The sequence below is a fragment of the Dyella humicola genome, from assembly GCF_026283945.1.
GTDB classification, from domain to species: Bacteria; Pseudomonadota; Gammaproteobacteria; order Xanthomonadales; family Rhodanobacteraceae; genus Dyella; species Dyella humicola.
Genome location: NZ_JAPDPC010000004.1, coordinates 166,594 through 189,323 on the forward strand (window position 1 = coordinate 166,594; position 22,730 = coordinate 189,323).

The 22,730-nt window shown below is 64.1% G+C and carries 27 protein-coding genes; 11 read left to right on the plus strand and 16 right to left on the minus strand.

What is annotated here, in order from left to right:
• Window position 1: 1 nt before the first annotated feature.
• The 5 genes from OUZ30_RS19205 to OUZ30_RS19225 all read left to right on the plus strand — a co-directional run bounded on the left by OUZ30_RS19205 (window position 2) and on the right by OUZ30_RS19225 (window position 4,260).
• Window positions 2–880 carry a CheR family methyltransferase gene (locus OUZ30_RS19205; RefSeq protein ID WP_266184061.1) on the plus strand — a complete coding sequence of 293 codons (879 nt, stop codon included), beginning with the start codon at window positions 2–4 and terminating at the stop codon, window positions 878–880.
• The gene (gene cheD / locus OUZ30_RS19210; protein WP_266184062.1) at window positions 877–1,533 is read left to right on the plus strand and encodes a chemoreceptor glutamine deamidase CheD; all 657 of its coding nucleotides are present in this window, start codon (window positions 877–879) and stop codon (window positions 1,531–1,533) included. Before OUZ30_RS19205 ends, cheD begins: the two co-directional genes overlap by 4 nt.
• Before the next feature lie 115 nt (window positions 1,534–1,648).
• A complete protein-coding gene (locus OUZ30_RS19215) occupies window positions 1,649–2,746 on the plus strand; it encodes a protein-glutamate methylesterase/protein-glutamine glutaminase (protein WP_266184063.1) in 1,098 nt (365 codons plus the stop codon).
• 15 nt (window positions 2,747–2,761) lie between these two features.
• Window positions 2,762–3,946, plus strand: a complete 1,185-nt coding sequence (locus tag OUZ30_RS19220) for a methyl-accepting chemotaxis protein (protein ID WP_266184064.1) — start codon at window positions 2,762–2,764, stop codon at window positions 3,944–3,946.
• Window positions 3,947–3,957: 11 nt separating this feature from the next.
• On the plus strand, window positions 3,958–4,260 hold the full coding sequence (locus OUZ30_RS19225; protein WP_266184065.1) for an STAS domain-containing protein: 303 nt from the start codon (window positions 3,958–3,960) through the stop codon (window positions 4,258–4,260).
• 254 nt (window positions 4,261–4,514) lie between these two features.
• Here the strand turns inward: OUZ30_RS19225 and OUZ30_RS19230 are convergent, their stop codons facing one another.
• The 11 genes from OUZ30_RS19230 to cdd all read right to left on the minus strand — a co-directional run bounded on the left by OUZ30_RS19230 (window position 4,515) and on the right by cdd (window position 14,514).
• Window positions 4,515–5,711, minus strand: coding sequence for a GGDEF domain-containing protein (locus OUZ30_RS19230; RefSeq protein ID WP_266184066.1), 1,197 nt, complete (start codon window positions 5,709–5,711; stop codon window positions 4,515–4,517).
• Between the two features lie 262 nt (window positions 5,712–5,973).
• Entirely contained in the window at window positions 5,974–6,324 is a 351-nt protein-coding gene (locus OUZ30_RS19235; RefSeq protein ID WP_266184067.1) for a hypothetical protein, read from the minus strand.
• 97 nt (window positions 6,325–6,421) lie between these two features.
• Window positions 6,422–6,997, minus strand: coding sequence for an NUDIX hydrolase (locus tag OUZ30_RS19240; protein WP_266184068.1), 576 nt, complete (start codon window positions 6,995–6,997; stop codon window positions 6,422–6,424).
• Window positions 6,998–7,067: 70 nt separating this feature from the next.
• On the minus strand, window positions 7,068–8,036 hold the full coding sequence (locus OUZ30_RS19245; protein ID WP_266184069.1) for a DMT family transporter: 969 nt from the start codon (window positions 8,034–8,036) through the stop codon (window positions 7,068–7,070).
• 179 nt (window positions 8,037–8,215) lie between these two features.
• Complete coding sequence (locus OUZ30_RS19250) at window positions 8,216–9,100, minus strand: EamA family transporter (RefSeq protein WP_266184070.1); 885 nt, start codon at window positions 9,098–9,100, stop codon at window positions 8,216–8,218.
• Between the two features lie 512 nt (window positions 9,101–9,612).
• Entirely contained in the window at window positions 9,613–10,836 is a 1,224-nt protein-coding gene (locus OUZ30_RS20385; protein ID WP_345781056.1) for a tetratricopeptide repeat protein, read from the minus strand.
• Window positions 10,837–11,026: 190 nt separating this feature from the next.
• Window positions 11,027–11,212: an RDD family protein gene (locus OUZ30_RS19265; protein WP_266184071.1), complete on the minus strand. Its 186-nt coding sequence runs from the start codon at window positions 11,210–11,212 to the stop codon at window positions 11,027–11,029.
• 466 nt (window positions 11,213–11,678) lie between these two features.
• Complete coding sequence (locus tag OUZ30_RS19270) at window positions 11,679–12,497, minus strand: AraC family transcriptional regulator (protein WP_266184072.1); 819 nt, start codon at window positions 12,495–12,497, stop codon at window positions 11,679–11,681.
• A gap of 53 nt (window positions 12,498–12,550) precedes the next feature.
• Window positions 12,551–13,450 (minus strand): 5'-3' exonuclease, encoded by a 900-nt coding sequence (locus OUZ30_RS19275; protein WP_266184073.1) that lies wholly within the window; start codon window positions 13,448–13,450, stop codon window positions 12,551–12,553.
• Window positions 13,438–14,007 (minus strand): nitroreductase family protein, encoded by a 570-nt coding sequence (locus tag OUZ30_RS19280; RefSeq protein ID WP_266184074.1) that lies wholly within the window; start codon window positions 14,005–14,007, stop codon window positions 13,438–13,440. Before OUZ30_RS19280 ends, OUZ30_RS19275 begins: the two co-directional genes overlap by 13 nt.
• A 93-nt stretch (window positions 14,008–14,100) precedes the next feature.
• Entirely contained in the window at window positions 14,101–14,514 is a 414-nt protein-coding gene (cdd, locus tag OUZ30_RS19285; protein WP_266184075.1) for a cytidine deaminase, read from the minus strand.
• Window positions 14,515–14,672: 158 nt separating this feature from the next.
• Here cdd and OUZ30_RS19290 point away from each other — a divergent pair, with 158 nt between their 5' ends.
• On the plus strand, window positions 14,673–15,773 hold the full coding sequence (locus OUZ30_RS19290; RefSeq protein ID WP_266184076.1) for an NAD(P) transhydrogenase subunit alpha: 1,101 nt from the start codon (window positions 14,673–14,675) through the stop codon (window positions 15,771–15,773).
• Window positions 15,774–15,829: 56 nt separating this feature from the next.
• Here the strand turns inward: OUZ30_RS19290 and OUZ30_RS19295 are convergent, their stop codons facing one another.
• From OUZ30_RS19295 to OUZ30_RS19305, 3 genes are read right to left on the minus strand one after another with little or no spacing between them, the layout of a single operon-like run.
• Window positions 15,830–16,393 (minus strand): DUF3106 domain-containing protein, encoded by a 564-nt coding sequence (locus tag OUZ30_RS19295; protein ID WP_266184115.1) that lies wholly within the window; start codon window positions 16,391–16,393, stop codon window positions 15,830–15,832.
• A 2-nt stretch (window positions 16,394–16,395) separates the two neighbouring features.
• On the minus strand, window positions 16,396–16,785 hold the full coding sequence (locus OUZ30_RS19300) for a hypothetical protein (protein WP_266184077.1): 390 nt from the start codon (window positions 16,783–16,785) through the stop codon (window positions 16,396–16,398).
• A complete protein-coding gene (locus OUZ30_RS19305) occupies window positions 16,782–17,366 on the minus strand; it encodes an RNA polymerase sigma factor (protein ID WP_266184078.1) in 585 nt (194 codons plus the stop codon). The genes OUZ30_RS19300 and OUZ30_RS19305 overlap by 4 nt, the downstream gene beginning before the upstream one ends.
• Before the next feature lie 138 nt (window positions 17,367–17,504).
• Here OUZ30_RS19305 and OUZ30_RS19310 point away from each other — a divergent pair, with 138 nt between their 5' ends.
• On the plus strand, window positions 17,505–17,810 hold the full coding sequence (locus OUZ30_RS19310) for an NAD(P) transhydrogenase subunit alpha part 2 (protein ID WP_266184079.1): 306 nt from the start codon (window positions 17,505–17,507) through the stop codon (window positions 17,808–17,810).
• Window positions 17,810–19,240, plus strand: coding sequence for an NAD(P)(+) transhydrogenase (Re/Si-specific) subunit beta (locus OUZ30_RS19315; RefSeq protein WP_266184080.1), 1,431 nt, complete (start codon window positions 17,810–17,812; stop codon window positions 19,238–19,240). Before OUZ30_RS19310 ends, OUZ30_RS19315 begins: the two co-directional genes overlap by 1 nt.
• Window positions 19,241–19,245: 5 nt before the next feature.
• On the opposite strand, the gene OUZ30_RS19320 is transcribed toward OUZ30_RS19315, so the two are convergent.
• Complete coding sequence (locus OUZ30_RS19320; protein WP_266184081.1) at window positions 19,246–19,686, minus strand: hypothetical protein; 441 nt, start codon at window positions 19,684–19,686, stop codon at window positions 19,246–19,248.
• A 236-nt stretch (window positions 19,687–19,922) separates the two neighbouring features.
• Here OUZ30_RS19320 and sufT point away from each other — a divergent pair, with 236 nt between their 5' ends.
• The 3 genes from sufT to ppk2 all read left to right on the plus strand — a co-directional run bounded on the left by sufT (window position 19,923) and on the right by ppk2 (window position 22,126).
• The gene (gene sufT / locus OUZ30_RS19325) at window positions 19,923–20,480 is read left to right on the plus strand and encodes a putative Fe-S cluster assembly protein SufT (RefSeq protein ID WP_266184082.1); all 558 of its coding nucleotides are present in this window, start codon (window positions 19,923–19,925) and stop codon (window positions 20,478–20,480) included.
• Between the two features lie 201 nt (window positions 20,481–20,681).
• The gene (locus OUZ30_RS19330; protein ID WP_266184083.1) at window positions 20,682–20,900 is read left to right on the plus strand and encodes an HP1242/YdcH family protein; all 219 of its coding nucleotides are present in this window, start codon (window positions 20,682–20,684) and stop codon (window positions 20,898–20,900) included.
• A 50-nt stretch (window positions 20,901–20,950) separates the two neighbouring features.
• Window positions 20,951–22,126: a polyphosphate kinase 2 gene (gene ppk2, locus OUZ30_RS19335; protein WP_266184084.1), complete on the plus strand. Its 1,176-nt coding sequence runs from the start codon at window positions 20,951–20,953 to the stop codon at window positions 22,124–22,126.
• Window positions 22,127–22,199: 73 nt separating this feature from the next.
• Here ppk2 and OUZ30_RS19340 read toward each other — a convergent pair whose 3' ends face one another.
• Window positions 22,200–22,691 carry an asparaginase domain-containing protein gene (locus tag OUZ30_RS19340; protein WP_266152297.1) on the minus strand — a complete coding sequence of 164 codons (492 nt, stop codon included), beginning with the start codon at window positions 22,689–22,691 and terminating at the stop codon, window positions 22,200–22,202.
• Window positions 22,692–22,730 lie beyond the last annotated feature (39 nt).

Sequence of the window (22,730 nt, forward strand, 5' to 3'; positions counted from 1 at the left end):
CATGAGCATGCCCGCCGTGACCGATGGCAACACCGCCGTGGCGGGCATGAATGGCCCGACGCTAGGAGACCGCGAGTTCGGCTTCCTGCGCGCCTTCGTGTACGAGCACTGCGGCATCTCGCTGGGCGAGCACAAGCGCCAGCTGGTTCAGGGCAGGTTGCTGCGTCGCCTGCGGGCGTTGAAGCTCAGGAACTTCGAGGGCTACTGCGAGCTGCTGCGGCGCGATCCCCACGGCGAACTCGGTGAGCTGGCCAGCGCCATCAGCACCAACGTCACGGCGTTCTTCCGCGAGTCGCATCACTTCGACCTGCTCACCAACGAATTGCTGCCGCGTTGGCTGGCCGAGAAGAAGCATGGTGGCCGGCTGCGCATCTGGTCAGCCGGTTGCGCTACAGGTGAAGAACCCTACACGCTTGCAATCGTGCTTGCCGAGGCGCTGGAGAAGCACGGCAGCCAAGTGGATGCGAAGATCCTCGCCACTGACCTGTCGCCACAGGCGCTGGAAACCGCGCGCAAGGGTATCTATCCGATCGAGCGACTTGAAGGTGTGAGTACTGAGAGGCGCCGCCGCTGGTTTTTGCGTGGCGAAGGCGAGTACGACAATTTCGCCTGCGTGCATCCGCGTTTGCGCGAGCTCGTCAGCATCCTGCCACTTAACCTGCTGCACGAATGGCCAATGCAAGGTCCATTCGACGCGATCTTCTGCCGCAACGTGGTGATCTATTTCGACAAGCCCACCAAGCAGCGCCTGTTCCAGCGTTACGCCGGCCTGCTGCCCGAGGGCGGCTATCTGTTCCTTGGCCATTCCGAGTCCATGTACGGACTCAACGACAATTTTGACCTGATCGGACGCACGGTCTACCGGAAAAGCAGTGCATGAGCGTCCCCGCAGTAAACCTTCCCATTGGCGCCAGCTACGATCCGGCGCGTGTATTGCCGGGCTTCGAGCACTTGCGTCGCTTCTGGGACCCGGGACAAGCCTGCATCACCGTCAAGGTGCTGCCCGGCGACTACTACGTGAGCATGCAGGAAGAGATGATCTCCACCGTGCTCGGTTCCTGTGTCTCGGCGTGCATTTACGACCGGCAGCGCCAGATCGGTGGCATGAACCATTTCATGTTGCCCGAACCGTTGGGTGAGCGCGGCAGTTGGGCCGACACCGTGGGACGCGCGGCGCGCTATGGCAACGATGCGATGGAGCAGTTGATCAACGCCATCCTCAAGGCCGGCGGTCATCGAGCTGACCTCGAGGTCAAGGTGTTTGGCGGCGGTCGCGTGCTCGCCACCATGACCGACATCGGTTCGCGCAATATCGCCTTCGTGAGGCGCTATCTGGAGGCCGAACGGCTCCCGGTGCGCGCGGAAGACCTCGGTGACGTGCATCCCCGCCATGTGCAGTTCTTTCCTACCACCGGCAAGGCGCGCGTGCGCCAGTTGCGTGGACGCGCCGACGCTGTGCTGGTGGACGGCGAGAAGCAATATCTCAAGCGATTGGCAAATGATCCGATAAAGGGAGATGTGGAGCTGTTCTAGCGGCGCTACTTGGCGCAGCAGCAGATTCACATGGGCAGTATCCGGCTCCCGTACGAGCCAGCAGGCGTGGGTCGCGTCCAGTCCACCCGATCGACGAAGGCGAGACTTAAAAGCGATGGAAAGAGTACGTGTCCTGGTGGTCGATGACTCCGCATTGGTGCGGAAACTGCTGTCGACCATGCTTTCCTGCGATCCGGGTATCGAAGTAGTCGGTACCGCGGCGGACCCATTGATTGCCCGCGAAAAGATCAAGCAGCTGAACCCCGACGTGCTGACCCTGGACGTCGAAATGCCGCGCATGGACGGCATTACCTTCCTGGAAAACCTGATGCGCCTGCGCCCGATGCCGGTGGTGATGGTGTCGTCACTGACCCAGGAAGGCGCTGAGGTGACTCTGCGTGCGTTGGAACTGGGTGCCGTGGATTTCTTCACCAAGCCTGGCAACGACCTGGCCAGCACGTTTGCCGAAGGCGCCCAGGAAATCTGCGCCAAGGTGAAGCTGGCTTCGCTGGCACGGCCGCGCCAACGCACCGCCGTACGCAAGCTCGATGTGCCGCCGCGTCTCTCCGCGGACGCCGTGCTGCCACGAGCACAGTCGGCGGGTACGCGTGGCGGCAGTCCGATCATTGCGATTGGCGCATCCACCGGCGGTACCGAGGCGATACGCGTGGTGCTGGAGGCGATGCCGCCTGATGCACCGCCCATTGTCATCACGCAACACATCCCCGCGGCGTTCAGCGGGCCGTTCGCGGCACGCATGGATTCCTACTCGGCCATGCGCGTCTGCGAAGCGCGCGACGGCCAGCCGATCCAGCAGGGCCATGCGTATATCGCGCCGGGCAGCCAGCACCTGTTGGTGATGTGGGACGGCGCCAAACATGTGTGCCGCCTGCACAACGGCCCGCCCGTGAATCGGCACAAACCGAGCGTTGACGTGCTGTTCCGCTCCATGGCCGCCAGCGTGGGCCGGGCAACGGTCGCCGCGTTGCTGACCGGCATGGGCGATGACGGTGCGCGTGGTCTGCTCGAGCTGCAGCAGGGCGGCGCTCATACGCTGGTGCAGGACGAAGAAACTTCTGTGGTGTGGGGCATGCCAGGTGCGGCCTGGAAGCTCGGCGCGGCCACGGAGAAGTTGCCACTCGACCATATAGCCGCGCGGCTGCTTGCGTTGGCGCACCAACCCATCCAACGCGCCGTTGCAACAGCGCCCTGATCCGTGGATATCCCCATGTACGCCATCCCTTCCTTACCGCGTGTGCGCCCTGTCATCGGCATGACGACGAGCGCGGTCGCCTTGTTGCTGACCCTGCTATGGCCGTCGGCCTGGCTGGCGCCGGTGCTGATCGTGCTGCTCACGGCCGCCTGGATCGTTGAATTGCGCCGTGTCCCTGCGGCGGAAGAGCCGGTGATCGCGGCATCGCTGACGCATCACGCGCCGGTACGCGAAGCCCTGGAAGAAGTGCGCAGCTCGTTAGTCGATGAGCTTGGCCACGCCACCCGCGAGCTGCATCAGGCGCTGGACCTGCTGCGCGATGCCGTGTCCGAGCTGGGCGGCGGCTTCGATGGCCTTTCGCGCAAGACCGGCATGCAGCAGTCGTTGTTGCGGCAGATCATCGACGCACAGAGCGAAGGCGTGTCGGTGCAGGATTTCGCCGCGCGCACCGGCGACCTGCTGGAGCATTTCGTTGGCATGGTGGTGCAGATGTCGCGCGAAAGCCTGCGCATCGTCTACCGCATCGACGGCATGGCGAAGGAAATGGACGCCGTGTTCGGCCTGCTGAAGAACGTCAACACGATCGCCGAGGAAACCAACCTGTTGGCGCTCAATGCGGCCATCGAGGCGGCACGTGCGGGCGAGTCCGGCCGTGGCTTCGCGGTGGTGGCAGGCGAGATTCGCAACCTGGCTAGCCATTCCAACCAGTTCAACGAGCAGATCGGAAGTCATGTCGAGCGTGCGCGCGCTGCCATGGAGCAGCTGCGCGGGCTGGTTGGCACGATGGCCTCGCAGGACCTCAACGTGGCCCTCTCCGCCAAGGGCGGCATCGACGCCATGATGGCCCACGTCACCGAGAGCGACGCACGTACCAGTGCGGTGGCCGACCAGGTGGTCGAGATCAATCGTGGCCTGGGCTCCGACGTATCCACCACCATTCGCTCGCTGCAGTTCGAGGACATCCTGAGCCAGCTGATCAACCAGACCCGCATGCGCCTGGTCGAGCTGCAGGACATCACCACCGAGTGCACGCGCGATATCGAGGAACTGGCCTGCAGCCCAATCGATGCTGAGTTGTTGGCCCAGCGCGCCGAGCGTGTACGCAGCCGCCTGGCCATCCAGCGTGAGAAAGCTCGTCTGCGCTCGCGCGGCCCGGCACTGCAGAGCTCGATGGATGCCGGCGAGATCGAACTCTTCTGAGGATGCATGCCATGAGCCTGACTGTTTACCACGACTCCGAACACGACTGCGTCACCCTGCAACTTGGCCAGCGCTTCGACTTCAGCGTGCATCGAGACTTTCATGACGCCTGCCTTGGCCATCGGGCCGCGCGCAGTTATGTCATCGACCTTGGCGAAGTCGCCAGCATGGACAGCTCCGCACTCGGCATGTTGCTGCTGCTGCGCGAGCACGCCGGTGCCGATCGCGCCGAGATCCGCATCGTCAATGCGGATAGCAGCCTGCGCGGGACTTTGCGCGTGGCCGGCTTCGACAAGCTGTTCGTGTTGCACTAAGAGCCTGATCCGAATTGCTGCGTGGCCCGTGCCGGGATCTGCACGTGGCCATGCTCCGGGCTCAAGGGACGGGCGAGGTTTTCGTTCGAAGTGCGACGCCTGGCTGGCACGCGCGATGGGCTTTCCGTTCGACGGATGGTTCGATGCCCTTGTCGCTTGAGTGCTTCCGCTGAGGGCGGAAGTCGCATGGCCGGGAAGGTGTCGTGCGGAGGCAGCAAGGATGTCGGTGACGCAGGGAAGATGCCCAACGGGCTTCAGCAACGCGTATCACCCGCTTCCGCGAAGTGTGCGTTGTCAGCCATCGCCAGGCTCACGCCGTTACGGCCGTCGAACTTGGTGCGATACATCGCCTCATCCGCCTGGCGCACCAATTGTTCGAAGCGGGTGCCCGGTCGGGCCACGGCGACGCCAATGCTGGCGGTCACCGGAATGGACTGATCGTCGATCCTGGCATGTGAATGGGCGAGCGTGTGGCGCAGCCTTTCCGCCACGTCCATGCCCTGTTCCAGGGTGGCTCCGGGCAGGGCAAGCACGAACTCTTCGCCGCCGTAACGGCTGGCCAGCATGTGGGGCCAATGAATGCCGCTGCGCAGGATGGCCGTGACATGGCGAAGTACCGCGTCGCCGACATCATGACCCCAGCGATCATTGATCTGCTTGAAGTGATCCAGGTCGAAGATCAGCAGCGTGAACGGTTGCCCGCGCTGCTGGCAGCGCGCCAGGCTGGCGCGCCCCTCGGCCACAATGGCGCTGCGATTGAGCAGCCCGGTCAGGCCGTCGGTATGCGCGGCGCGACTCAGGTCGACCATGAGCCGCTCGGTAATGAGCTGCAACAGCGCGAAATACGATGCCAGCCCGGTCAGGATGCCGACAATATACGTCGCGGCAACCGGCGTGCCGGCCAGCATGATGTCCTGACTGGCGCCGTATGCAACGGGCATAAAGGCCCGTACGAGAAAGAAGGCGGCATTGATGAGCATGATGGCCGCGGCAATACGGCAACTCATGCGGATGGCGGGCTCGCCATAGCGCAGCAACAGATAGGCATAGGCCAAATCGAAGATCACTGCCTGCAGGCTGGCGATGAACAGGCGCATCCCCAGGTCAGGTGTGACATAGGTCATCCAGGCGCTGAATGCCGTATAGACCAGTACGAAGCATCCTGGCCAGCGCCAGCGCATGGGCTGACCCAGGTGTTTGGCGATGCCCTTGAGCATGAGCGCGTTGGAAAAGACGATGGCGCCGTTGCCGACCACGATCGAAAGCAGGTCGGGAATAAGATTGCGCAGTCCGATCAGCAGCACCCCAAAGGTGGCTATCCACAAGCTCGCCACCCAGATGCGCAGCACGGTTTGGTTGCGCAACACCGTCATGAGCGACGTAAAGCCGATCGAAGCGCCGATACCCATCAGGAGACTGACGAAGGTCAGGGTCGGAATGTCCAGATGCATGGCGCTCCCTACTTCCGCCGGGCCCCTTTATCGCAGGGACCCGATAGGCCTTGGCCGAGGCCCTCGGATCGACGTCATCGTCGGTGGTCGACAGCGTATCGGCTTACTTTCGGGAAACTTGAACTGCGTCACAGAAATGACCCTGGGCACGGTTTGGCCAGGCGTGGGGACGCGGTGCTCCCAAATGGGATATCCAAGGAACATCGGCATAAAAAAAGGCCCCTTTCGGGGCCTCAGGCAAAGCAGGGGTGAAGATTGAGCCTTACCAGGTACGCACGTCGGCAATGCCGACTGTGTAGGACTGCATTTCCGGGTCCATGTGGAACAGGCGGCCGAGGTCGAATTCGATCGCCTGGCCTGGCGCGATATTGGTGGTGCCGGCCGGCCAGCCCTTCTTGGACTGCAGCACCTTGCCGGCACCGTCCTTGGCTTCGATGGTGACCTGCGCGGCGGCGGCTTCAGCGCAATGGTTCACCAGCTGGCCGGCGAGGCTCAGGCGGGAACCCATGACCTTCATCTTGAAATCCTGCACGGCGAAGTCGGTCGGGGCGCAGGCGGCGTGCGCGGCGAGGGGAGCGAACAGGAACAGGGCGGAAGCGATCAGAGTCTTCATAGGTGGAATCCGTCGATGGGGTCAGGTCGGAATAAGGAACGACAAGACAAACATCGGCGGTTCCGCTGGATTCTTTAGTCACCGCTGCCGCTTGCGTTCAGCTTGGCATCGCCAGGCCGGTGTGTTCGATGAACCACAAGCCGGCAAACAGCTTGGGATCGATCGAGTAACCCTCGGCGGCACGCGCGAACAGCCATGCGCCGGCGTCCTTGCGCGGCACCTCGTGCACCACGATGTTCTCGCTTTCATCGCCGCCTCCGGGGCCGACCTTTTGCAGGCCCCAGGCGCGCACGAAGGCGATCGTCTCCGTGCTCATGCCCGATGACGACGGCCCTTCGTGGACGAATTCAAGCCGCTCGCAGCGATAACCGGTTTCCTCTTCCAGCTCACGACCGGCAGCGAGCAGCACGTCCTCGTCACCGTGCTCGTGCAGGTCACCCACCAGGCCCGCGGGCATCTCGATGGTGTTCTTGAGGATCGACACGCGGTACTGCTCCACGAACAGCACGTGGTCGTCCGGCGTTACCGCCAGGATGATCACCGCGCCACCGGGATTGTTGCGTTCGGCGTATTCCCAGCGGCCGCGCTTGCGCAGGCTCAGCCACTTGCCGACGTAGAGGGTTTCCACCGGCGCGTTGGCGTCGTGGGGAATGCGCTGGTCAGGGTGATTCATTGGCGTGGACGTCAGGCGAGAGGGTGACCGCATGTTGCCGTGCCCATGTGGCAGCTACAACCTCGGCTCATCATTTCTCCCCCGCCGCCATGGCGAGTGGGCGCGGTCGGATGCGTACGGCCCAAGCCACGCCCATCACCAGCAAGGCGATGCCGGTGAGCGTCAGTCGGCCGGGCAGGCGGCCGCGCAGCAGGAACGCGTAAGTCATGGCAGCTAGTGTTTCGAACACGATCAACTGGCCGCTCAGCGCGGTGGGCAGGCGCTGACTCGCGGCATTCCAGCACAGCGTACCCAGCCAGGAAGCAAACAAGCCGATCGCCGCCATCAGGCCGATGAATCGCCATGGATGGGGGCCGAACGGCATGCCAAACGTGCTCCCGCTTGCGCCCATGAACCACCACAGCAACAGGTAGCCACCCATGGCTAGCGGCAGGGTGGCGATGCCTTGCCCGGTCGCCCAGGTGCGCGGGCTGCGTTCGGGGTGACGACGCAGCCAGTCGGCATTGCGTAGGGGATACCAGGTCCAGCAGGCCACGGCACCTGCTGCGAACAAGGCACCGCGTGCGTAGCGGGCGAGGTCGCCATGGGTGATGCTGCCCAGCGTTTCCAGTTCGGCCTGATTGACGCACAGGATGCCCGCGCCGATCAGCGCCAGCGAAGGAGCCAGCATCAGCCACGGCAACTGTCCGTCGCGCCGCGCGTCGCGCAGGTTCGCCGAGATGGCAATGACGACCGGCAGCGTGCCGATGATCATGGTGGGCAAGGGCGCGCCGGCCAGCTGGATGGCGCTGGCCAGGCACAGGTAATAGAGCAGGTTGCCTACCGCCGCGAGCTTCAGTGCCTCAAGCCAGTCGGCGCGACCGAGCTGGCGCAGCGCCGTGCGATCCATCCACGCCAGCGGCAGCGCAATCAGGCCGAAAGCGAGATAGCGTCCTACCGACTGCGGCGCCGCCGGATAGTCCGGCAACAGCAGCGGGCTGATGAAGACCAGGCCCCACATAAGGCCGGCGGCGAGGGCATAGAGCGTACCTGTCCACATGGCCGCAAGCGTGGCGGCTTCGCGTCGAGATGTCTTGTACGAGCTTGCTGTTGGCTAAGAGCTTGTTCAAAGTCTGCAAAAGACGCCGTCATTCCCGCTTTCGCGGGAATGACGACCTTCAATCTGAGAGGCACATGGTGCGCGCAACGAGACTTTGGACCGGCTCTTAGAACGGGCACTCAATTCGCCAGTGGCTCGGTCAACACCGGCCGGCTCACGCTCAACGCAGTACCGGCGGCCGCCACGATGATGGCCAGGATGGCCAGCCACTGCAGCAGGCTGAGCTGTTCGCCGAGCAAGGCCACGCCGGCCATCGCCGCGATGGCCGGCTCCAGGCTCAACAAGGTGCTGAACGTGCGCGCCGGCAACCGCGTCAACGCGATCATCTCCAGTGAATACGGCAGGGCCGAGCTGAGCACCGCGACACCCAGTGCATACGGCCACAGCGCCGGTGACAGCAAGGCGCTGCCGGCATGCGCGATACCAAATGGAATCGCCAGCAAGGCGCCGATCGAGGTGCCCAGCGTCACCGCGTCCGCGCCGTGGGAAGCGCCGGCTTTCTTGCCGAGCACGATATACAGCACCCAGCCGACGCCAGCCGCCAGCGCGTACATCACGCCCACCGGATCGAGCGCCTGCATCTGTCCGCGCAGCGGCAGCAACAGGCCGAGCCCAGCCACCACCAGCGCGATCCAGACAAAGTCGAGCAGCCGCCGCGAGCCGAACATCGCCAATGCGAGCGGTCCGGTAAATTCCAGCGCGACCGCGATGCCCAGCGGGATCGTACGCAGCGCCATATAGAACACCAGATTCATGGCACCCATTGAGAGGCCATAACCCCACAGCACGCGCCAATCGCGTTGACTGCCCGAGCGGCGCCACGGCCGCCGCCACAGCAGCAGGATCAGCGCGCTGATCCCCAGCCGAAAGGCAGTAGCGCCTTGCGCGCCAACTTGTGGGAACAGATGCTTCGCCAGCGACGCACCAAATTGATACGAAAACATGCTGATCAAGAGCGCGCCGACGGCGAGCGCGAGCGGCGCAACGGTGGAACGCGATGACATGGGCACAGCCGCGGCGATGGAGGGGGCCGCCCATGATGCCTGCAGGTTTCACCGAAACCCACCATGCAAGCCCTCGCGCCGTCGCCATTGCTGACAGCAGCTGGCAGCAATCCGAGGCGCGACTCGTGGCGCGATCTAAAAGAAACGCCAACAGGGGCCGTGCAACTGCACGGCCCCTAATTTCAGAACGGGTCGAAAAGCGCACCCAAAAGATCCCAACAGGTCCAGCATGTGCTCGAAAAAGGTAGCTGGCGAAGCAAGCTAGATTCCAACCGCTTAGCTGACCTTCCCACACATAAGGAAAACACTGCGCCGCCTCACAGGCGGATCGCGTCCGCCACAGGCCATAACTTAGGCGTCACGCGCGGGCCAAAGAGAGGCAGCATGCGACACCAGCGTCGCGCAACTGTCGATACTGGGCTTGCACCGCATCGATGATGGCTTTGCGCATGGGATCGTCGGTAGGAAGGAGGACGGCGAGAAGGTTGCCGCGAAAGATCGAATGGGAAGCTTCATGGATTGAGGCGCTTGAGCGTGTTGCGGAGGCTGGTGCTCTGCGGGTCGATCCTACGCACTTCGTCGAAGACGCGCCGCGCATCGTCCTGGCGTCCCTGCATCCACAGCACCTCGCTCAAATGCACGCCAATTTCGGCGTCCTTGTCTGCCGCCCAGGCGCTGCGCAGGCTTTGCTCGGCCTGTTCCAGGTGACCCAGACGGTATTGCAGCCAACCCCACGAGTCTTCGATGGCCGGGTCGTCCGGGCGGGCCACACGGGCCGCCTCGATCAGCCGCTGCGCCTCGGGCAGATCACGGTTGGCGTTGGCCAGTGTGTAGCCGAGCGCGTTGCTCGCTTCGGTATCGTCCGGCTTCAGCGCCAACAAACGACGGAAGTCGTCGACGGCCTGGTCGATCTTGCCTTCTCCGGCATAGGCAAAGCCACGACCATAGAGCAGCGCCGGTTCATCGGGCGTCACCTGCAGGGCGCGGGTGAACGCGCGCTCGGCCTGTGAGTACAGCTGTTCTTTCATGTAGATCGCGGCATCTGCCTCATAGGCGCGACGCAACATGGATGGCTGGTCGAGGTAGTTGGTCTGCATCTGCGCCAGTCGCTCGTGGGCCTCGGCGTCGCGGCCAAGCTCCTGCATCAGCAGGGCGCTGCGCAGGTCGGCGTCGAAGGCGTGGTCGCCATTTTGGCGTGCGATTTGCCAGTAACTCAGGGCAATCAGCAGACCCAGGGCGGCCACCACGGCGGCCCATGCGACAAGCCACCCCCGTGACCGCTTTGTGGAGGCGCGTGCGCGATTGGCATCCGGGATCGTCGCCGGTTCCAACATGCTTGTCGCTGCAGGCGGTACCAATGAAAGGCCGGGTGTCTCCGCGCTTGCCTGGCGGCGTTGGACCTTGCCTATGAAGCGATAGCCAAGCGTATGAATGGTGGCGATATAGCGAGGTTCGCTAACCGAGTCGCCAAGCGCCTGGCGCAGCTGAGAGATGACGCGAGAGAGCACGCCCGGCGTGACGAATCGGTGTCCCCACGCAATATCCAGCAGCAAGTTCTTCTCTACCACCTCGCCCGCGTTCTCAAGCAAAGCCACCAGCACGGCATAAGCCTTTGGCTCCACGGAGACGTCTTGATGCGCGCGCTCGAGCCGGTGAGTGTGTGGCTCGACGATGATGTCATCGCACTCGTAGATCCAGTGGATCACGGGTTCGCTCTGGATCATATCTGCGACCACGGGAGGCTCCCTGAGCCAATAAGCATGCGCGCTGTGTGGAAAACCGCTATCTGTCAGAGGTTATAAGCAGCACAAAAAGGCCGTGATGCTCGGGGCACGGCGGCTTCTTGTAGGGGTGCCTCGAAAAGCGAGGTATCAGGCGTTGAATGAAGCGTTGCCCGCAGCAGCGCGCGGCTTGATCGGTGCGGCCTCACCGACGCGTCCATTGGACCGCGAGAGTACGTGCGAGCAGGTCGCGAAGGCCCTGATTGCGCTGGCTCCATGCCAACGCGATGTAACAGACAAACAGGATCAGGCTGGTAATGACGTTGATCAGACGTACTGTGTTGCGTGCGGCGCGGGAGCCGATCGAGCGCGGCTGCTGGTGAGCAAGCACCAGCTATCTCGCTTGGCCGGGAGTCCGCGTTCTCGCCGCAGTGGCTGACGTTCGACAGGGCAAGTCAGCCGCAGGTAGAGGGCTAAGCGCCGTGGGAAGAGATGGCTTTTGTAGGCCACTGATGAATCTCACGGGTGAAGATCCGGTGAGCTACAGCCGGGTCGATGCAGCACTCAGATGTAGCAGTTCGCTGCAGCACTTTTGAAAAGTGCGGGGTTAGTGCTTTCTAACCCCTTGAATTTATTTGCCGCATGGGTCGGGATGGCGGATTCGAAGCTATGACCGACGTCCACAGGATCAGCTGGCACTCGTTAGCCAACCAGCCGGTGCCCCGGCAAGGCGGGAGCCCAACGGTAGTAATCGTTGGAAATTTGGAAAGTCTATTCTGGGCAACCAGCCCAGATCGGTAGTCGCGTTGGAATTTCTATGAGGTCACACCCACTCGCGAATGGTTGCGTGTCTAGCGCTACAACGCCCGCTGGTAGCGCGCTGGGGTGATGCCGTAGCGTCGCGCAAAGGCTCGGGTGAGGTGCGCCTGGTCGGCAAGTCCAACGGCAGCGGCGACTTGCGCGGGCGGCTCGCCGTGCGATAGCTGGCGTTTGGCTTCGGCCAGGCGCAAGACCATCAGCATCTGCTGCGGGGTGGCGTGATGCTGCGCCTGGAATTGGCGCAGGAAATGGAACGGACTGAGCCCGGCGACTGCCGCCAGCTCGTCGAGTGTGAGTCGACGCGAAAGATGGGCATGCAGGTAATCCAGCACCGGTGCAAAGCGCGCCGCGCGCCCATCCATCGCTGCACGCGGAACGCGCGCGTGACGGCGGAAATGGCCCAGCAATTCGAACAGCAGACTATCGAACGCCAGCGGTTCGCGTGCTTGCCAAAGTGCATCCAGCAAGACGGTGACGCGGCGAGCGCTGGGCAGGTCTTGGCGTACCACGTCGCCGAACCACCAGCCAGGTTCGCCGGTGATCTCAGCCACCGCCGACGGCTCGATGTAGGCCATCCGGTAATGCCAGCCACCCTCGGTTTCGGCGCGTCCGGTATGCACTTCATCCGGATTCATCATCACCACCGAGTCTGCTGGCGCCAGGTGATCCGCGCCACGATAGCGAAAGCGTTCCACGCCTGACTCGATCGCGCCCAGGCCGAAACCGTCATGCGTGTGCGGCTCGAACGCATGACGAACGATGTGCGCGCGGTACAGCTCCACGCCAGGGCGATGGGACGGCAACCGGAATTCGGCTGCATCGCCGGTTGCGCTGAAGCGGTCGGGGACGCCTTGCATAAGTCGCATCTTACTGCGCGGGTGAATGCCCTGCGGCTTCTTTGAATCGCCAATCAGCCGATCAAGGCTTTTAAGCGCGTGCGCGTGAGTGGGCCAAAGCGCAGGCGCTCGCACAGTGCGTCCATGCTGTCCGTTTCCCCTCGCTGGCGGCGCAAGGCATCGGCATCCGTCGGCACCGGCGCGTCCAGCGCGATCCGGGTGAGACGGCGATAAAGGCGCGCCGCCTCGCCATGCTCGCGCAACTTCTGCGCACAACTGGCCGCGCCACGCAGGCGCAGGAAGGGCACTTCGTCCACCCGTTCGAGCAACGCATCCAGGTTGCCGAAATGGGCGAGCAGCGCCGCTGCGGTCTTCGCACCGATACCGGGCACGCCGGGGATGTTGTCCACCGCGTCGCCACACAGCGCCAGATAATCGGCGACCTGCTGCGGATGCACGCCAAGCCGTTCGTGCACGCCAGCCGGCCCCCAACGGGTGCCGCGCGCGTAATCCCATTGCTCGTCGTCATCGCCCAGCAACTGGCCGAAGTCCTTGTCAGCCGACACGATCACGCTGCGGAAACCAAGGCCTCGCAGGCTCCACAGCACACTGCCGATCAGATCATCGGCTTCATAGGTGTGATCGATCAACACCGGTATGCCAAGGGCCAGCGCCACTTCTCGACACAGCACGAACTGGCGTTCAAGGTCGGGCGGCGGCAACTCGCGATTGGCCTTGTAGGCAGGGTAGATGGCGTTGCGGAACGAGGTGGTCAGCGAAGCATCGAATGCCACCGCGATGTGCTCGGGGCGCACGCGTTCCAGCAGTTCGCAGAGGAAGCGCGTGAAGCCATGCACGGCATTGACCGGATGACCGTCCGCATCGTGGAACTCATCGGGCATCGAATGCCAGGCACGGAACACATAGAGACTGCCATCGACCAGATGGGCGGCGGGGCGGCTCACGGCGTCCACGTGCTGAGTACATCGGCAAGGGTGGGGCGGTCGCGGTCGGGTACGTCGATCTGTGGCGTGCCGATATGGACGAAACCGATCACGTGCTCATTCTCCGCAAGACCGAGGATGCTGGCTGCTTCGCGATCATACGCTGCCCAACCGGTGAGCCATTGCGCGCCATAACCCAGCGCCCCCGCACCAAGTAGCAGGTTGTAGGCCACGCAGCCAGCGGAGAGCTGCTGTTCGATCACCGGTACCTTGCTGGAGGGATCGAGCCGGGAAATAACGGCCACCACCACGGGGGCGAACATATAGCGCGTACGCTCCTTCTCGCGCTTGGATTCCGGCAGGTCCGGATGGAGGCGCAACGACAACGCCGCCAGGCGCTCGCCCAAGGCGAGCTTGGCCGCGCCTTGCAGCAGGATGAGTCGGTACGGCACCAGCTTGCCGTGGTCCGGCGCGCGGATCGCCGCTTCCAGCAGCGCATGCAACTGGGCCTCATCCGGCGCCGGCTCACCGAGCTGGCGGGAGGGGACGGAGTGACGCTGCTGCAACAGGGAAAGGGGATGGGACACAGGGACGTCCGTGGGGGCAAAGCGTTCATGCTAATCCGCCCGGCTGACATAGGCGAATGCGGCCGGTCTTCCTTGTACCCCTGTGCGGTGGCTTCAGCCAGCGGTGGCCAGCCTGAAAGAGCCGGGCAGCAGGGTTCCCACGGTCGTTTCCTGCACGGCGCCGTGCAGATTGCCCAGCCATACGGGCATGTCTTCGTCGCATAGTTCTGACATCACCTGGCGACAGGCGCCGCAGGGACTGATCGGGCCGGGTGTGTCTCCGATCACCGCCAGCGCCTCGAAATCACCTGGCCGGCAGCCCGCGGCCATGGCGCTGAACAAGGCGGTGCGTTCAGCGCAGTTGCATAGGCCATAGGAGGCGTTTTCGACATTGCAGCCGCTAAAGCGGCGGCCGTCCTTGGTGGCCAGCGCGGCGCCCACCAGGAAGCGGGAATACGGTGCATAGGCTTGTTCGCGCGCCTCGCGCGCCATCGTCAGCAAGACATCGGGAACAACGATCACGCTCATCGGGATCTCCAGTGCGGGACCCCTCGCCTCGACCCGCGGCGGGCCAGTCTACCCGGGTCGGGGGCCGGCGCCGCCAACGTCGGGGTGAACATGTTCTCGGTGGCTCGCACGACGAGGCATCGGCTAGGATGGCTGGACCTATCCGCAGGGGATGCACGATGACGATCACCGTGGCTGCATTGCGCGAAACCGCCGCTGGTGAGCGCCGCGTGGCGATCACACCTGAAGTGGCGAAGAAATTGCGCGGCAAGGGCCTGCGCGTGCTGCTCGAGCGTGGCGCCGGCGCGGCAGCGGGTTTCCCGGACGATACGTATGCCGACACCGATTTCGCCGATGCGCCCAGCGTGCTCGCGCAGGCTGACGTGTTTGTCTGCGTGCTGCCGCCGGACGATGGCGTGTGGTCCGGATTGCGCGAAGGCAGCATCGTGGTGGGGCAGTTGCGTCCCTACGGTGCCGCTGCGCGCATCGTGGCGATGGGGAAGCGCAAGCTCACTGCGTTTTCGCTGGAGCTGTTGCCGCGCACCACGCGCGCCCAGGCCATGGACGTACTCAGCTCGCAGGCGGCGGTGGCGGGCTATCGCGCCATGCTGATCGCAGCCGAGGCCTCGCCGAAGTTCTTTCCCATGCTCACCACGGCGGCCGGTACCATCCGGCCGTCGAAGGTGCTGGTGATCGGTGCCGGCGTGGCCGGCCTGCAGGCCATCGCCACCGCCCGTCGCCTGGGTGCGCAGACCGAGGGCTACGACGTCCGTCCCGAAACCCGCGAGCAGGTGGAGTCGCTAGGCGCCAAATTCCTCGATCTCGGCGTCAGTGCGGCCGGCAGCGGCGGTTACGCGCGTGAGCTGTCGGCGGAGGAACGCGCCGCTCAGCAACAGGCGCTGGCCGAGCATCTCAAGGCCGTGGATGTCATCGTCACCACCGCTGCTGTGCCTGGCCGCCCATCGCCGAAGATCCTCACCACCGCCATGATCGACGGCATGAAGCCAGGTGCCTTGATCGTCGACCTCGCGGCAGAGGGCGGCGGTAATTGCGAATTGACCCAGCCGGGCCAGCGGGTGGATCACCGTGGCGTGGTGATCCTCGGTCCGCTGAACCTGCCCGCCGGAGCACCGCTGCACGCGTCGGAAATGTACGCGCGCAACGCCTACAACTTTGTCGAATTGCTGGTGCACGGCGACGCGCTGGCGCCGGATTTCAACGACGAGCTGATCGCCAAGAGCTGCGTGACGCGCAACGGCGAGCCGCATTTCCAAGGCTAGTCGGCCGTTGGCTGTCCACTAGATGCGAAAAGCCCCGCCATGGCGGGGCTTTTGCTTCAGAACTTCGGCGGGTGCGGCGGCCGGCCACCACCGCCTCCTGGACCACGCCGGACCGGGGCGTTGCGCATCTCCTCATGCCATTGGCGCAGCAACTGTTCGCGCTGGTCCGGCGGCAGCTGCTGGAAATGCTGGAACGCGGCGTGTAGCTGCTGACGCTCCTCGGGAGGCAGTTGCTGGAAGCGCTTGCTGTTCTCGCTGGCTTGCTCCCGCTGCTCGGGCGTCATCTTCTGCCATTGGTCGATGCGCTGGCGGATCGCCTGGCGTTGTTCCGGTGGCAGGGTCTTCCACTGCTGGGCACGCTCCAGCATGCGGGCCTGCCGCTGCGGTGGAAGCGAATCCCATTTGTCGGCAAGCGGCGCGAGCACATCACGCTCGGCGGGCGACAGGCTCTGCCACGAGCGCGGTGCCGGCGGAGGACCGGGTGGCCGACCCGGCGGTGGCCCAGGCGGAAACAAATCGCCCGGCGGCGGAGGCGGTACGTTCTGCGCAAAAGCGTATGGGACGGCGCTACCCAGCCAGCAGGCCAGCATCAGCACCATGAAAAGACGGCCTCGACGCATAATCACCGGTTCGCCTGGCTGTCGCCGTTCCTGGCCAGCCACCCGTAGAAATCCATGTTCTGGTACAGCGTGGGATCGGCGGCCGCCGCATCCGGCGGCAAGTCGCCATCGAACTCCGCGGTAGGCGAAGAAAGTGCGCTGCTCGGCGAATTGCCGGCCGGTCCCTGCACCGGGGACGACAGCATCAGTGCCGCAAAAGCGACGGCCGCAAACGCGCCGGCTGGCAGTAGCAGCTGCAGGAGACGCCGGGACAACGACGATCGGTCGCTGCTTTCGATGGCCTTGCGCCGAGCCGCACGCAGTCGATCGGCGGTGGCCGGGTCGATATGTCGCGCGGCCTCGCGGTACAGCTCGCGGGCGCGGCGTTCCAGGTGGTTGTCGGGCGCATTCATCGCCAGTCCTCCAGTTGGTCGCGCAGACGTTGCAGTGCACGCGACAAGTGTGTCTTTACGCTCCCTTCCGAACAGCCCATGGCCTGGGCGGTTTCCGCCACGTCCAGGCCCTCCAGCAAGCGCAGCATGAATGCTTCGCGCTGGCGCTGAGGCAACAACTTCACCGCTGCCGCCATATCCGCATAGGACTGGGCGTCATGCAGCCTTTCCAACGGCCCGGGGCCGGTGTCGGCGGGTTCCCAAAGCGGTAACTCGTCGCCGTCCTCGTCCTTTCCTCCCAGCCAGCCCACCATGATCGAGCGGACCTTGCGGCGGCGCTGCAGATCGACGATGCGCCGGCGCAAGATGCCCCAGAACAGCGGGGTCCATTCCTGCGCAGGCTTGTCGCTGTAATGCTTGACGAGCCGCAGCATGGCGTCCTGTACCGCATCCAGCGCATCTTCCCGATGGCCCAGATGGATCTCGGCCATACGAAACGCCCGCCGCTCCACCTGCGCCAGAAACGCATTCATCGAGACCGGCACTGCCCGGGTGTCTTGGGCCAGCAGGTCGGCTTCGAGGGTGGACACGGCACTATTCATGGCGTCATCGTCCGCTTCGCCGGATCGGGCATGCTGAGACTCCATCGGTATGTCTTTGTGCATCAACGCCTGAGGCTCGCGCGGGTTGACCCACGCCCGTATGATGCGGGCATAACGCTGTCCTGGCGGGGAGGGGTCATGATCGACGGGTTCCTGGCGCTTTACATCTTCATGCTGGCGGCGTTCACGGGGTACGAGATCATCGCGCGGGTGCCGGTGATTCTCCACACGCCGTTGATGTCGGGCTCGAATTTCATCCACGGCATTGTGGTGGTTGGCGCCATGATTGCGCTAGGGCATGCCGATACTCCGCTGGAAATCGCCATCGGATTTATCGGCGTACTTCTAGGTGCCGGTAATGCCGCCGGCGGTTACGTGGTGACCGAGCGCATGCTGGAAATGTTCAAGTCCAGCAAACCCTTAACCGGCAAGGAGCCCAAGTGATGGTGTGGCTGCCGATCGTCATCAAGGCCTGCTATTTCCTCGCCGCTCTGCTGTTCATCCTCGGTCTCAAACGCATGAGCTCCCCACGCACCGCACGTGGCGGCATCGTGTGGGCTGGCGTGGGTATGTTGGTCGCGGTCGTCGCCACGTTCGCCCTGCCGGACATGCACAACCGCGGGCTGATCGTGACGGCGGTGCTGATCGGCGTGACGGCCGCGTGGTGGTCGGGCCGTCGGGTGGCGATGACCGCGATCCCCCAGATGGTGGCGCTCTATAACGGCATGGGTGGTGGTGCCGCGGCAGCCATCGGCGCATCCGAGCTGTTCAGCTACGCCGGCAGCGCGGTGACCCTGCTCGATGGCGGCCAGTTCACCGCCAACGGGGCAGACATGCCAGGGACGGCCCAATTGACGCTGGCGGTGCTGGGTGCGCTGATCGGCTCGGTCAGCTTCTCTGGCTCGCTGATTGCCTTTGCCAAACTGCAGGGCTGGCTGGACAAGCGCTTCGTCTTTCCGGGTCAGCGCGTGGTGAACCTGCTGGTGCTGGCCGGGGCCGTCGTCCTCGGTGCCATGCTCGTGGGCGGTCAGCTGACGTCGCCCTTGATCGTGGCGTTCTTCGTGCTGGCGCTGCTGTTCGGCCTGATGATGACCCTGCCGATCGGCGGTGCCGACATGCCGGTGGTCATCTCGCTCTACAACGCCTTTACCGGCCTGGCCGTGGCGTTCGAAGGTTTCGTACTGCAGAACGAGGCGATGATCATCGCCGGCACCGTGGTTGGCGCAGCGGGTACCTTGCTCACCCAGTTGATGGCCAAGGCGATGAACCGCTCGATCGGCAACGTGCTGTTCGGCAGTTTCGGGGCCGCCAGCGCGTCCACGCAGGCCATCGACGGTAGCCAGAAGCCGATCGAGGCCAGCGACGCCGCGGTGATGATGGCCTATGCCGAGCGCGTGGTGATCGTGCCGGGGTACGGCATGGCCGTGGCGCAGGCCCAGCACAAGGTGTGGGAGTTCGCCAAGCTGTTGATCGAGCGGGGCGTGAAGGTGAAATTCGCGATCCACCCGGTGGCCGGCCGCATGCCCGGCCATATGAACGTGCTGCTGGCCGAAGCCGGCGTGCCGTACGACCTCATCGCCGACATGGACGACATCAATCCCGAGTTCCCGAACACCGACGTGGCGCTGGTGATCGGCGCCAACGACGTGGTCAATCCGCTGGCGAAGACCGATCCGGCCTCGCCGATCTACGGCATGCCGATCCTCGACGTGTCCAACGCCAAGCACGTCATCGTGGTCAAGCGCGGCAAGGGCACCGGCTTTGCCGGCATCGAAAACGCGCTGTTCTATGCCGACAACGCGCGCATGCTCTACGGCGATGGCCAGGCCGCGGCCGGGCAATTAGTCGCGGAACTGAAATCGCTGGACGTCTAGCGCGTTCAGCTTTTCGGCGATTTATCGCGCGCCACGCGCAGGGCGGTCACGGCCGCCACAGCCATGCCGATGATGAACCACAGGTTGTCCGTGCTTACCTGTCCCAGCGCCGCAAGCTCCAGCAATAGGCGAAAGCCTGCGGTGCGCATGGCTTCGATCAGTCCCATGCCCATCAGACCGGCGATGCGGGCCGCCGCCGTCAGCAGGTTGACGTAAATCGCCGCGGTGCCCGTGGCCAGTGCCGCCAATACCGCCGCATGGCGGCCGGCCGGCCGTACCCAGCTGCGTACCGCCTTGCCCAGGAACCAGCCGACCAGCAGGGCCAGCCACGGTAGCGGGCGCTGCATGTAGAGGGTGGGGACCATCCAGACGGCGCCGGCGGCCAGGCCCAGCATGACGGCGCTAATCAAGGCGAATAAGGCAGAAAACGCGACCCGTGCACTCATGGCTGGGAAAACGAAGGCAGGGTTGCAGACACGGGTTCTTCTCTGGCGTAAAACTCTCATCATAGCGCGCACGCCTGGCCACAACCCCGGTCCGAGACAGCGGGTGGCGCGTATTCCCCTTGAGATCCGGGTCGCCCGGCCTGATCTGTGCAGGCGTGCCCGGTCGTCAACCGGCATAATAGTCAGCTCGGCGCGGCGGCTTGCCGCGCCCATCAGTGAGATTTGGCAGGATCGGCATGAGCGGTTTCAGTCTAAGCAGCGAGCCCTTCACCCTGGAACGTGACTGCCAGGCAGTCATGGTGCCCCAAGGAGAAACGGTAAGCCTGCCGGCCGGCCAGATCGGCTACATCACCCAGGCCCTGGGTGGCAGCTTCACCGTCTACGTGGAAGGCAACCTGTTCCGCATCGCCGGCAATGACGCCGATGCGCTCGGCAAGGAGCCGCCCGCGCCGATCGAGCTGGCCGTGGATGCCACCGATGCCGACGTGGAAATGCTGGTGTGGCAGCAACTGCGCACCGTGTTCGATCCGGAGATCCCGATCAACGTGGTCGAGCTGGGTCTGGTCTATGACGTGACCGTCGACCACCTGGCGGCGGAGCAGCGCAAGGTGTACGTGAAAATGACGCTCACCGCACCGGGTTGCGGCATGGGCGACATCCTGGTGGATGACGTGCGCACCAAGCTCGAACTGATTCCCACCGTGGCCGAGGCCGACGTGGACCTGGTGTTCGATCCGCCGTGGAACCATTCGATGATGTCCGACGCGGCCAAACTCGAAACCGGCATGCTTTGACGCCTGCCTGGATCGCCGCGCTGACCTGCGGCCGTCGGTAGTTCTTCCCCGAAGTCGATGCACGCGAGACGGGACCGTCTCGCGGCGATTGGTCGCGCCCGCAGCAAGGCTTCAGAGCCGTTCGCCTGATCCACATCAAGGTTCATAGGGTGTGGCGAAGCTCAGACTGGCGATCCGAACTTTGATCGTCAGGAGCATGGAATGTTTCCCGAATTTCGCAGCTTGATCACCGAGCTCAAAGGCCAGGACCCGCGCTTTTCCAGATTGTTTCAGCGCCACAACGAACTGGATCAGGCGATCAAGAACACGGAGATGGGGCTGGTTGCCGCTGATGGCCTGATCATCGAGCAGCTCAAGAAGGAAAAGCTGCATCTGAAGGATCAGCTCTACGGCATCCTGCGCAAGGCTTCGGTGTCCTGAGCGCGTGGCCTTTCATCCAGCGCCGAACGCCGCCCCAGGCGAAATCTCCCATGCAACGATCGAGGGGTGATGCCGTGTCGTCATCGAACTCCAAACGAACATCCGACAGCAGACGCCGTGTCGCGCCCGAATTACCGATTGCCGGGCAGGCTGCCTTGGCAGCCCTTGCACCGGACGTAAACGAGGCAACGCCCGAGCGCATCGCGCTTGCGCAAGAGCGCGAGACGGTAAACCAGGCGATCGAATCCGCCCAGGTGCGGATGACGCATGGCATGCAGGACATCCTGACCGAGTCGACATCGCAGGATCCCGACACCCTGGTCGACACCGTCAAGGTCATCCTCGATGGCCTCTCGTCTGACGATGCCGAGCGGCTCCGCAGCCTGATGCTGGAGAGTGATCCGGCCCTGCGGCGCGGTTCGGCCAACCGGCATCCGGACGATGAGCTGTCGGTAGGCTGGCGCAAAGGCGAGTATCCCTATCGAAACAAGATGTCGCGCCGCAACTACGAAAGGCAGAAGTACCGGCTGCAGGTGGAGCTGTTGAAATTGCAGGCATGGGTGCGCGACACAGGGCAACGCGTGGTGATCGTGTTCGAGGGGCGCGATGCAGCGGGCAAGGGCGGCGCCATCAAGCGCTTCATGGAGCACATGAACCCGCGCGGCGCTCGCGTCGTGGCGCTTGAGAAGCCCTCGGAATCGGAACGCGGGCAGTGGTACTTCCAGCGCTATATCCAGCACCTGCCCACCGCAGGCGAAATCGTGCTGTTCGATCGATCCTGGTACAACCGCGCCGGTGTCGAGCGCGTGATGGGGTTTTGCGGGTCCAGGGAGTACGACGAATTCATGCGCCAGGTTCCCGAGTTCGAGCGGCATCTGGTGGCCAGCGGCATCCACCTTTTCAAGTTCTGGTTCTCGGTCAGTCGCAACGAGCAACGCCGCCGCTTCGACGAGCGCAAGGTGCATCCGCTCAAGCAATGGAAGCTCAGCCCGGTCGACCTCGCCTCACTGGACAAGTGGGACGCTTACACGCGCGCGAAGGAGGCGATGTTCGCCCATACCGATACGGCCGACTCACCATGGATCGTGATCCGTTCCGATTGCAAGAAGCGCGCGCGCCTCAACGCCATGCGTCACGTGCTTGGCCGGCTGGCCTATCCCAACCGCGACGACAAAGGGATTGGTCTGGCCGATCCGCTGATCGTGGGGCGGGCGCTGTTTGGCTGAGTGTTTGGCCTGAAACGCAACAGGCCCTGGCATCAAAGCCAGGGCCTGTCATGGGTGGTGCCGCTGGATCGCGTCAGCCGTTCGATTCTTCGAAACGATTGGCGTCGCGGTTCTTGCGCACCTTCGCCGGATCCCACACACGACCGTTCATGGTGATGTAAACGCCGTCGGGCAGCGTCTGCACGGCAGCGACGGCGCAACCGATATTGAACACCGCGTCCGAACCCTGGAAGCGTGCCGGGTTGAGTGCGCCGGTCAACACGATCACCTTGCCCTTGATATGGGCCAGCTCGCGGGCGGTTTCGACCATGGTGTCGGTGCCGTGGGTCACCAGCACGTGGCGATGCGGTTGCGCCTCGATGGTGGAACGCACCAGGGCGCGATCTTCGGCCGCCATGTGCAGGCTGTCCTTGCGCAGGATCGGGATCACGTCGAACTGAAACGCTACGCCGAGCTGGCCAAGAATTTCGCCGATCTGCGGCGCACCGATCTTGTAGTCCGACTTGTCGTCAAAGTAGATCTTGTCGATGGTGCCGCCGGTGGTGACGATGGTCAGATGCTGCATGGTCGGAAGTCGCGAGGGGGAGTGGCGCGCATTTTAGCT

What these genes read in the sequence shown, in the direction of transcription:
- OUZ30_RS19205 (WP_266184061.1), top strand. Translation starts at nt 2, where the DNA reads ATGAGCATGCCCGCCGTGACCGATGGCAACACCGCCGTGGCGGGCATG.
- cheD (WP_266184062.1), top strand. Translation starts at nt 877, where the DNA reads ATGAGCGTCCCCGCAGTAAACCTTCCCATTGGCGCCAGCTACGATCCG.
- OUZ30_RS19215 (WP_266184063.1), top strand. Translation starts at nt 1,649, where the DNA reads ATGGAAAGAGTACGTGTCCTGGTGGTCGATGACTCCGCATTGGTGCGG.
- OUZ30_RS19220 (WP_266184064.1), top strand. Translation starts at nt 2,762, where the DNA reads ATGTACGCCATCCCTTCCTTACCGCGTGTGCGCCCTGTCATCGGCATG.
- OUZ30_RS19225 (WP_266184065.1), top strand. Translation starts at nt 3,958, where the DNA reads ATGAGCCTGACTGTTTACCACGACTCCGAACACGACTGCGTCACCCTG.
- OUZ30_RS19230 (WP_266184066.1), bottom strand. Translation starts at nt 5,711, where the DNA reads ATGCATCTGGACATTCCGACCCTGACCTTCGTCAGTCTCCTGATGGGT.
- OUZ30_RS19235 (WP_266184067.1), bottom strand. Translation starts at nt 6,324, where the DNA reads ATGAAGACTCTGATCGCTTCCGCCCTGTTCCTGTTCGCTCCCCTCGCC.
- OUZ30_RS19240 (WP_266184068.1), bottom strand. Translation starts at nt 6,997, where the DNA reads ATGAATCACCCTGACCAGCGCATTCCCCACGACGCCAACGCGCCGGTG.
- OUZ30_RS19245 (WP_266184069.1), bottom strand. Translation starts at nt 8,036, where the DNA reads ATGTGGACAGGTACGCTCTATGCCCTCGCCGCCGGCCTTATGTGGGGC.
- OUZ30_RS19250 (WP_266184070.1), bottom strand. Translation starts at nt 9,100, where the DNA reads ATGTCATCGCGTTCCACCGTTGCGCCGCTCGCGCTCGCCGTCGGCGCG.
- OUZ30_RS19270 (WP_266184072.1), bottom strand. Translation starts at nt 12,497, where the DNA reads ATGCAAGGCGTCCCCGACCGCTTCAGCGCAACCGGCGATGCAGCCGAA.
- cdd (WP_266184075.1), bottom strand. Translation starts at nt 14,514, where the DNA reads ATGAGCGTGATCGTTGTTCCCGATGTCTTGCTGACGATGGCGCGCGAG.
- OUZ30_RS19290 (WP_266184076.1), top strand. Translation starts at nt 14,673, where the DNA reads ATGACGATCACCGTGGCTGCATTGCGCGAAACCGCCGCTGGTGAGCGC.
- OUZ30_RS19295 (WP_266184115.1), bottom strand. Translation starts at nt 16,393, where the DNA reads ATGCGTCGAGGCCGTCTTTTCATGGTGCTGATGCTGGCCTGCTGGCTG.
- OUZ30_RS19300 (WP_266184077.1), bottom strand. Translation starts at nt 16,785, where the DNA reads ATGAATGCGCCCGACAACCACCTGGAACGCCGCGCCCGCGAGCTGTAC.
- OUZ30_RS19305 (WP_266184078.1), bottom strand. Translation starts at nt 17,366, where the DNA reads ATGAATAGTGCCGTGTCCACCCTCGAAGCCGACCTGCTGGCCCAAGAC.
- OUZ30_RS19310 (WP_266184079.1), top strand. Translation starts at nt 17,505, where the DNA reads ATGATCGACGGGTTCCTGGCGCTTTACATCTTCATGCTGGCGGCGTTC.
- OUZ30_RS19315 (WP_266184080.1), top strand. Translation starts at nt 17,810, where the DNA reads ATGGTGTGGCTGCCGATCGTCATCAAGGCCTGCTATTTCCTCGCCGCT.
- OUZ30_RS19320 (WP_266184081.1), bottom strand. Translation starts at nt 19,686, where the DNA reads ATGAGTGCACGGGTCGCGTTTTCTGCCTTATTCGCCTTGATTAGCGCC.
- sufT (WP_266184082.1), top strand. Translation starts at nt 19,923, where the DNA reads ATGAGCGGTTTCAGTCTAAGCAGCGAGCCCTTCACCCTGGAACGTGAC.
- OUZ30_RS19330 (WP_266184083.1), top strand. Translation starts at nt 20,682, where the DNA reads ATGTTTCCCGAATTTCGCAGCTTGATCACCGAGCTCAAAGGCCAGGAC.
- ppk2 (WP_266184084.1), top strand. Translation starts at nt 20,951, where the DNA reads ATGCAACGATCGAGGGGTGATGCCGTGTCGTCATCGAACTCCAAACGA.
- OUZ30_RS19340 (WP_266152297.1), bottom strand. Translation starts at nt 22,691, where the DNA reads ATGCAGCATCTGACCATCGTCACCACCGGCGGCACCATCGACAAGATC.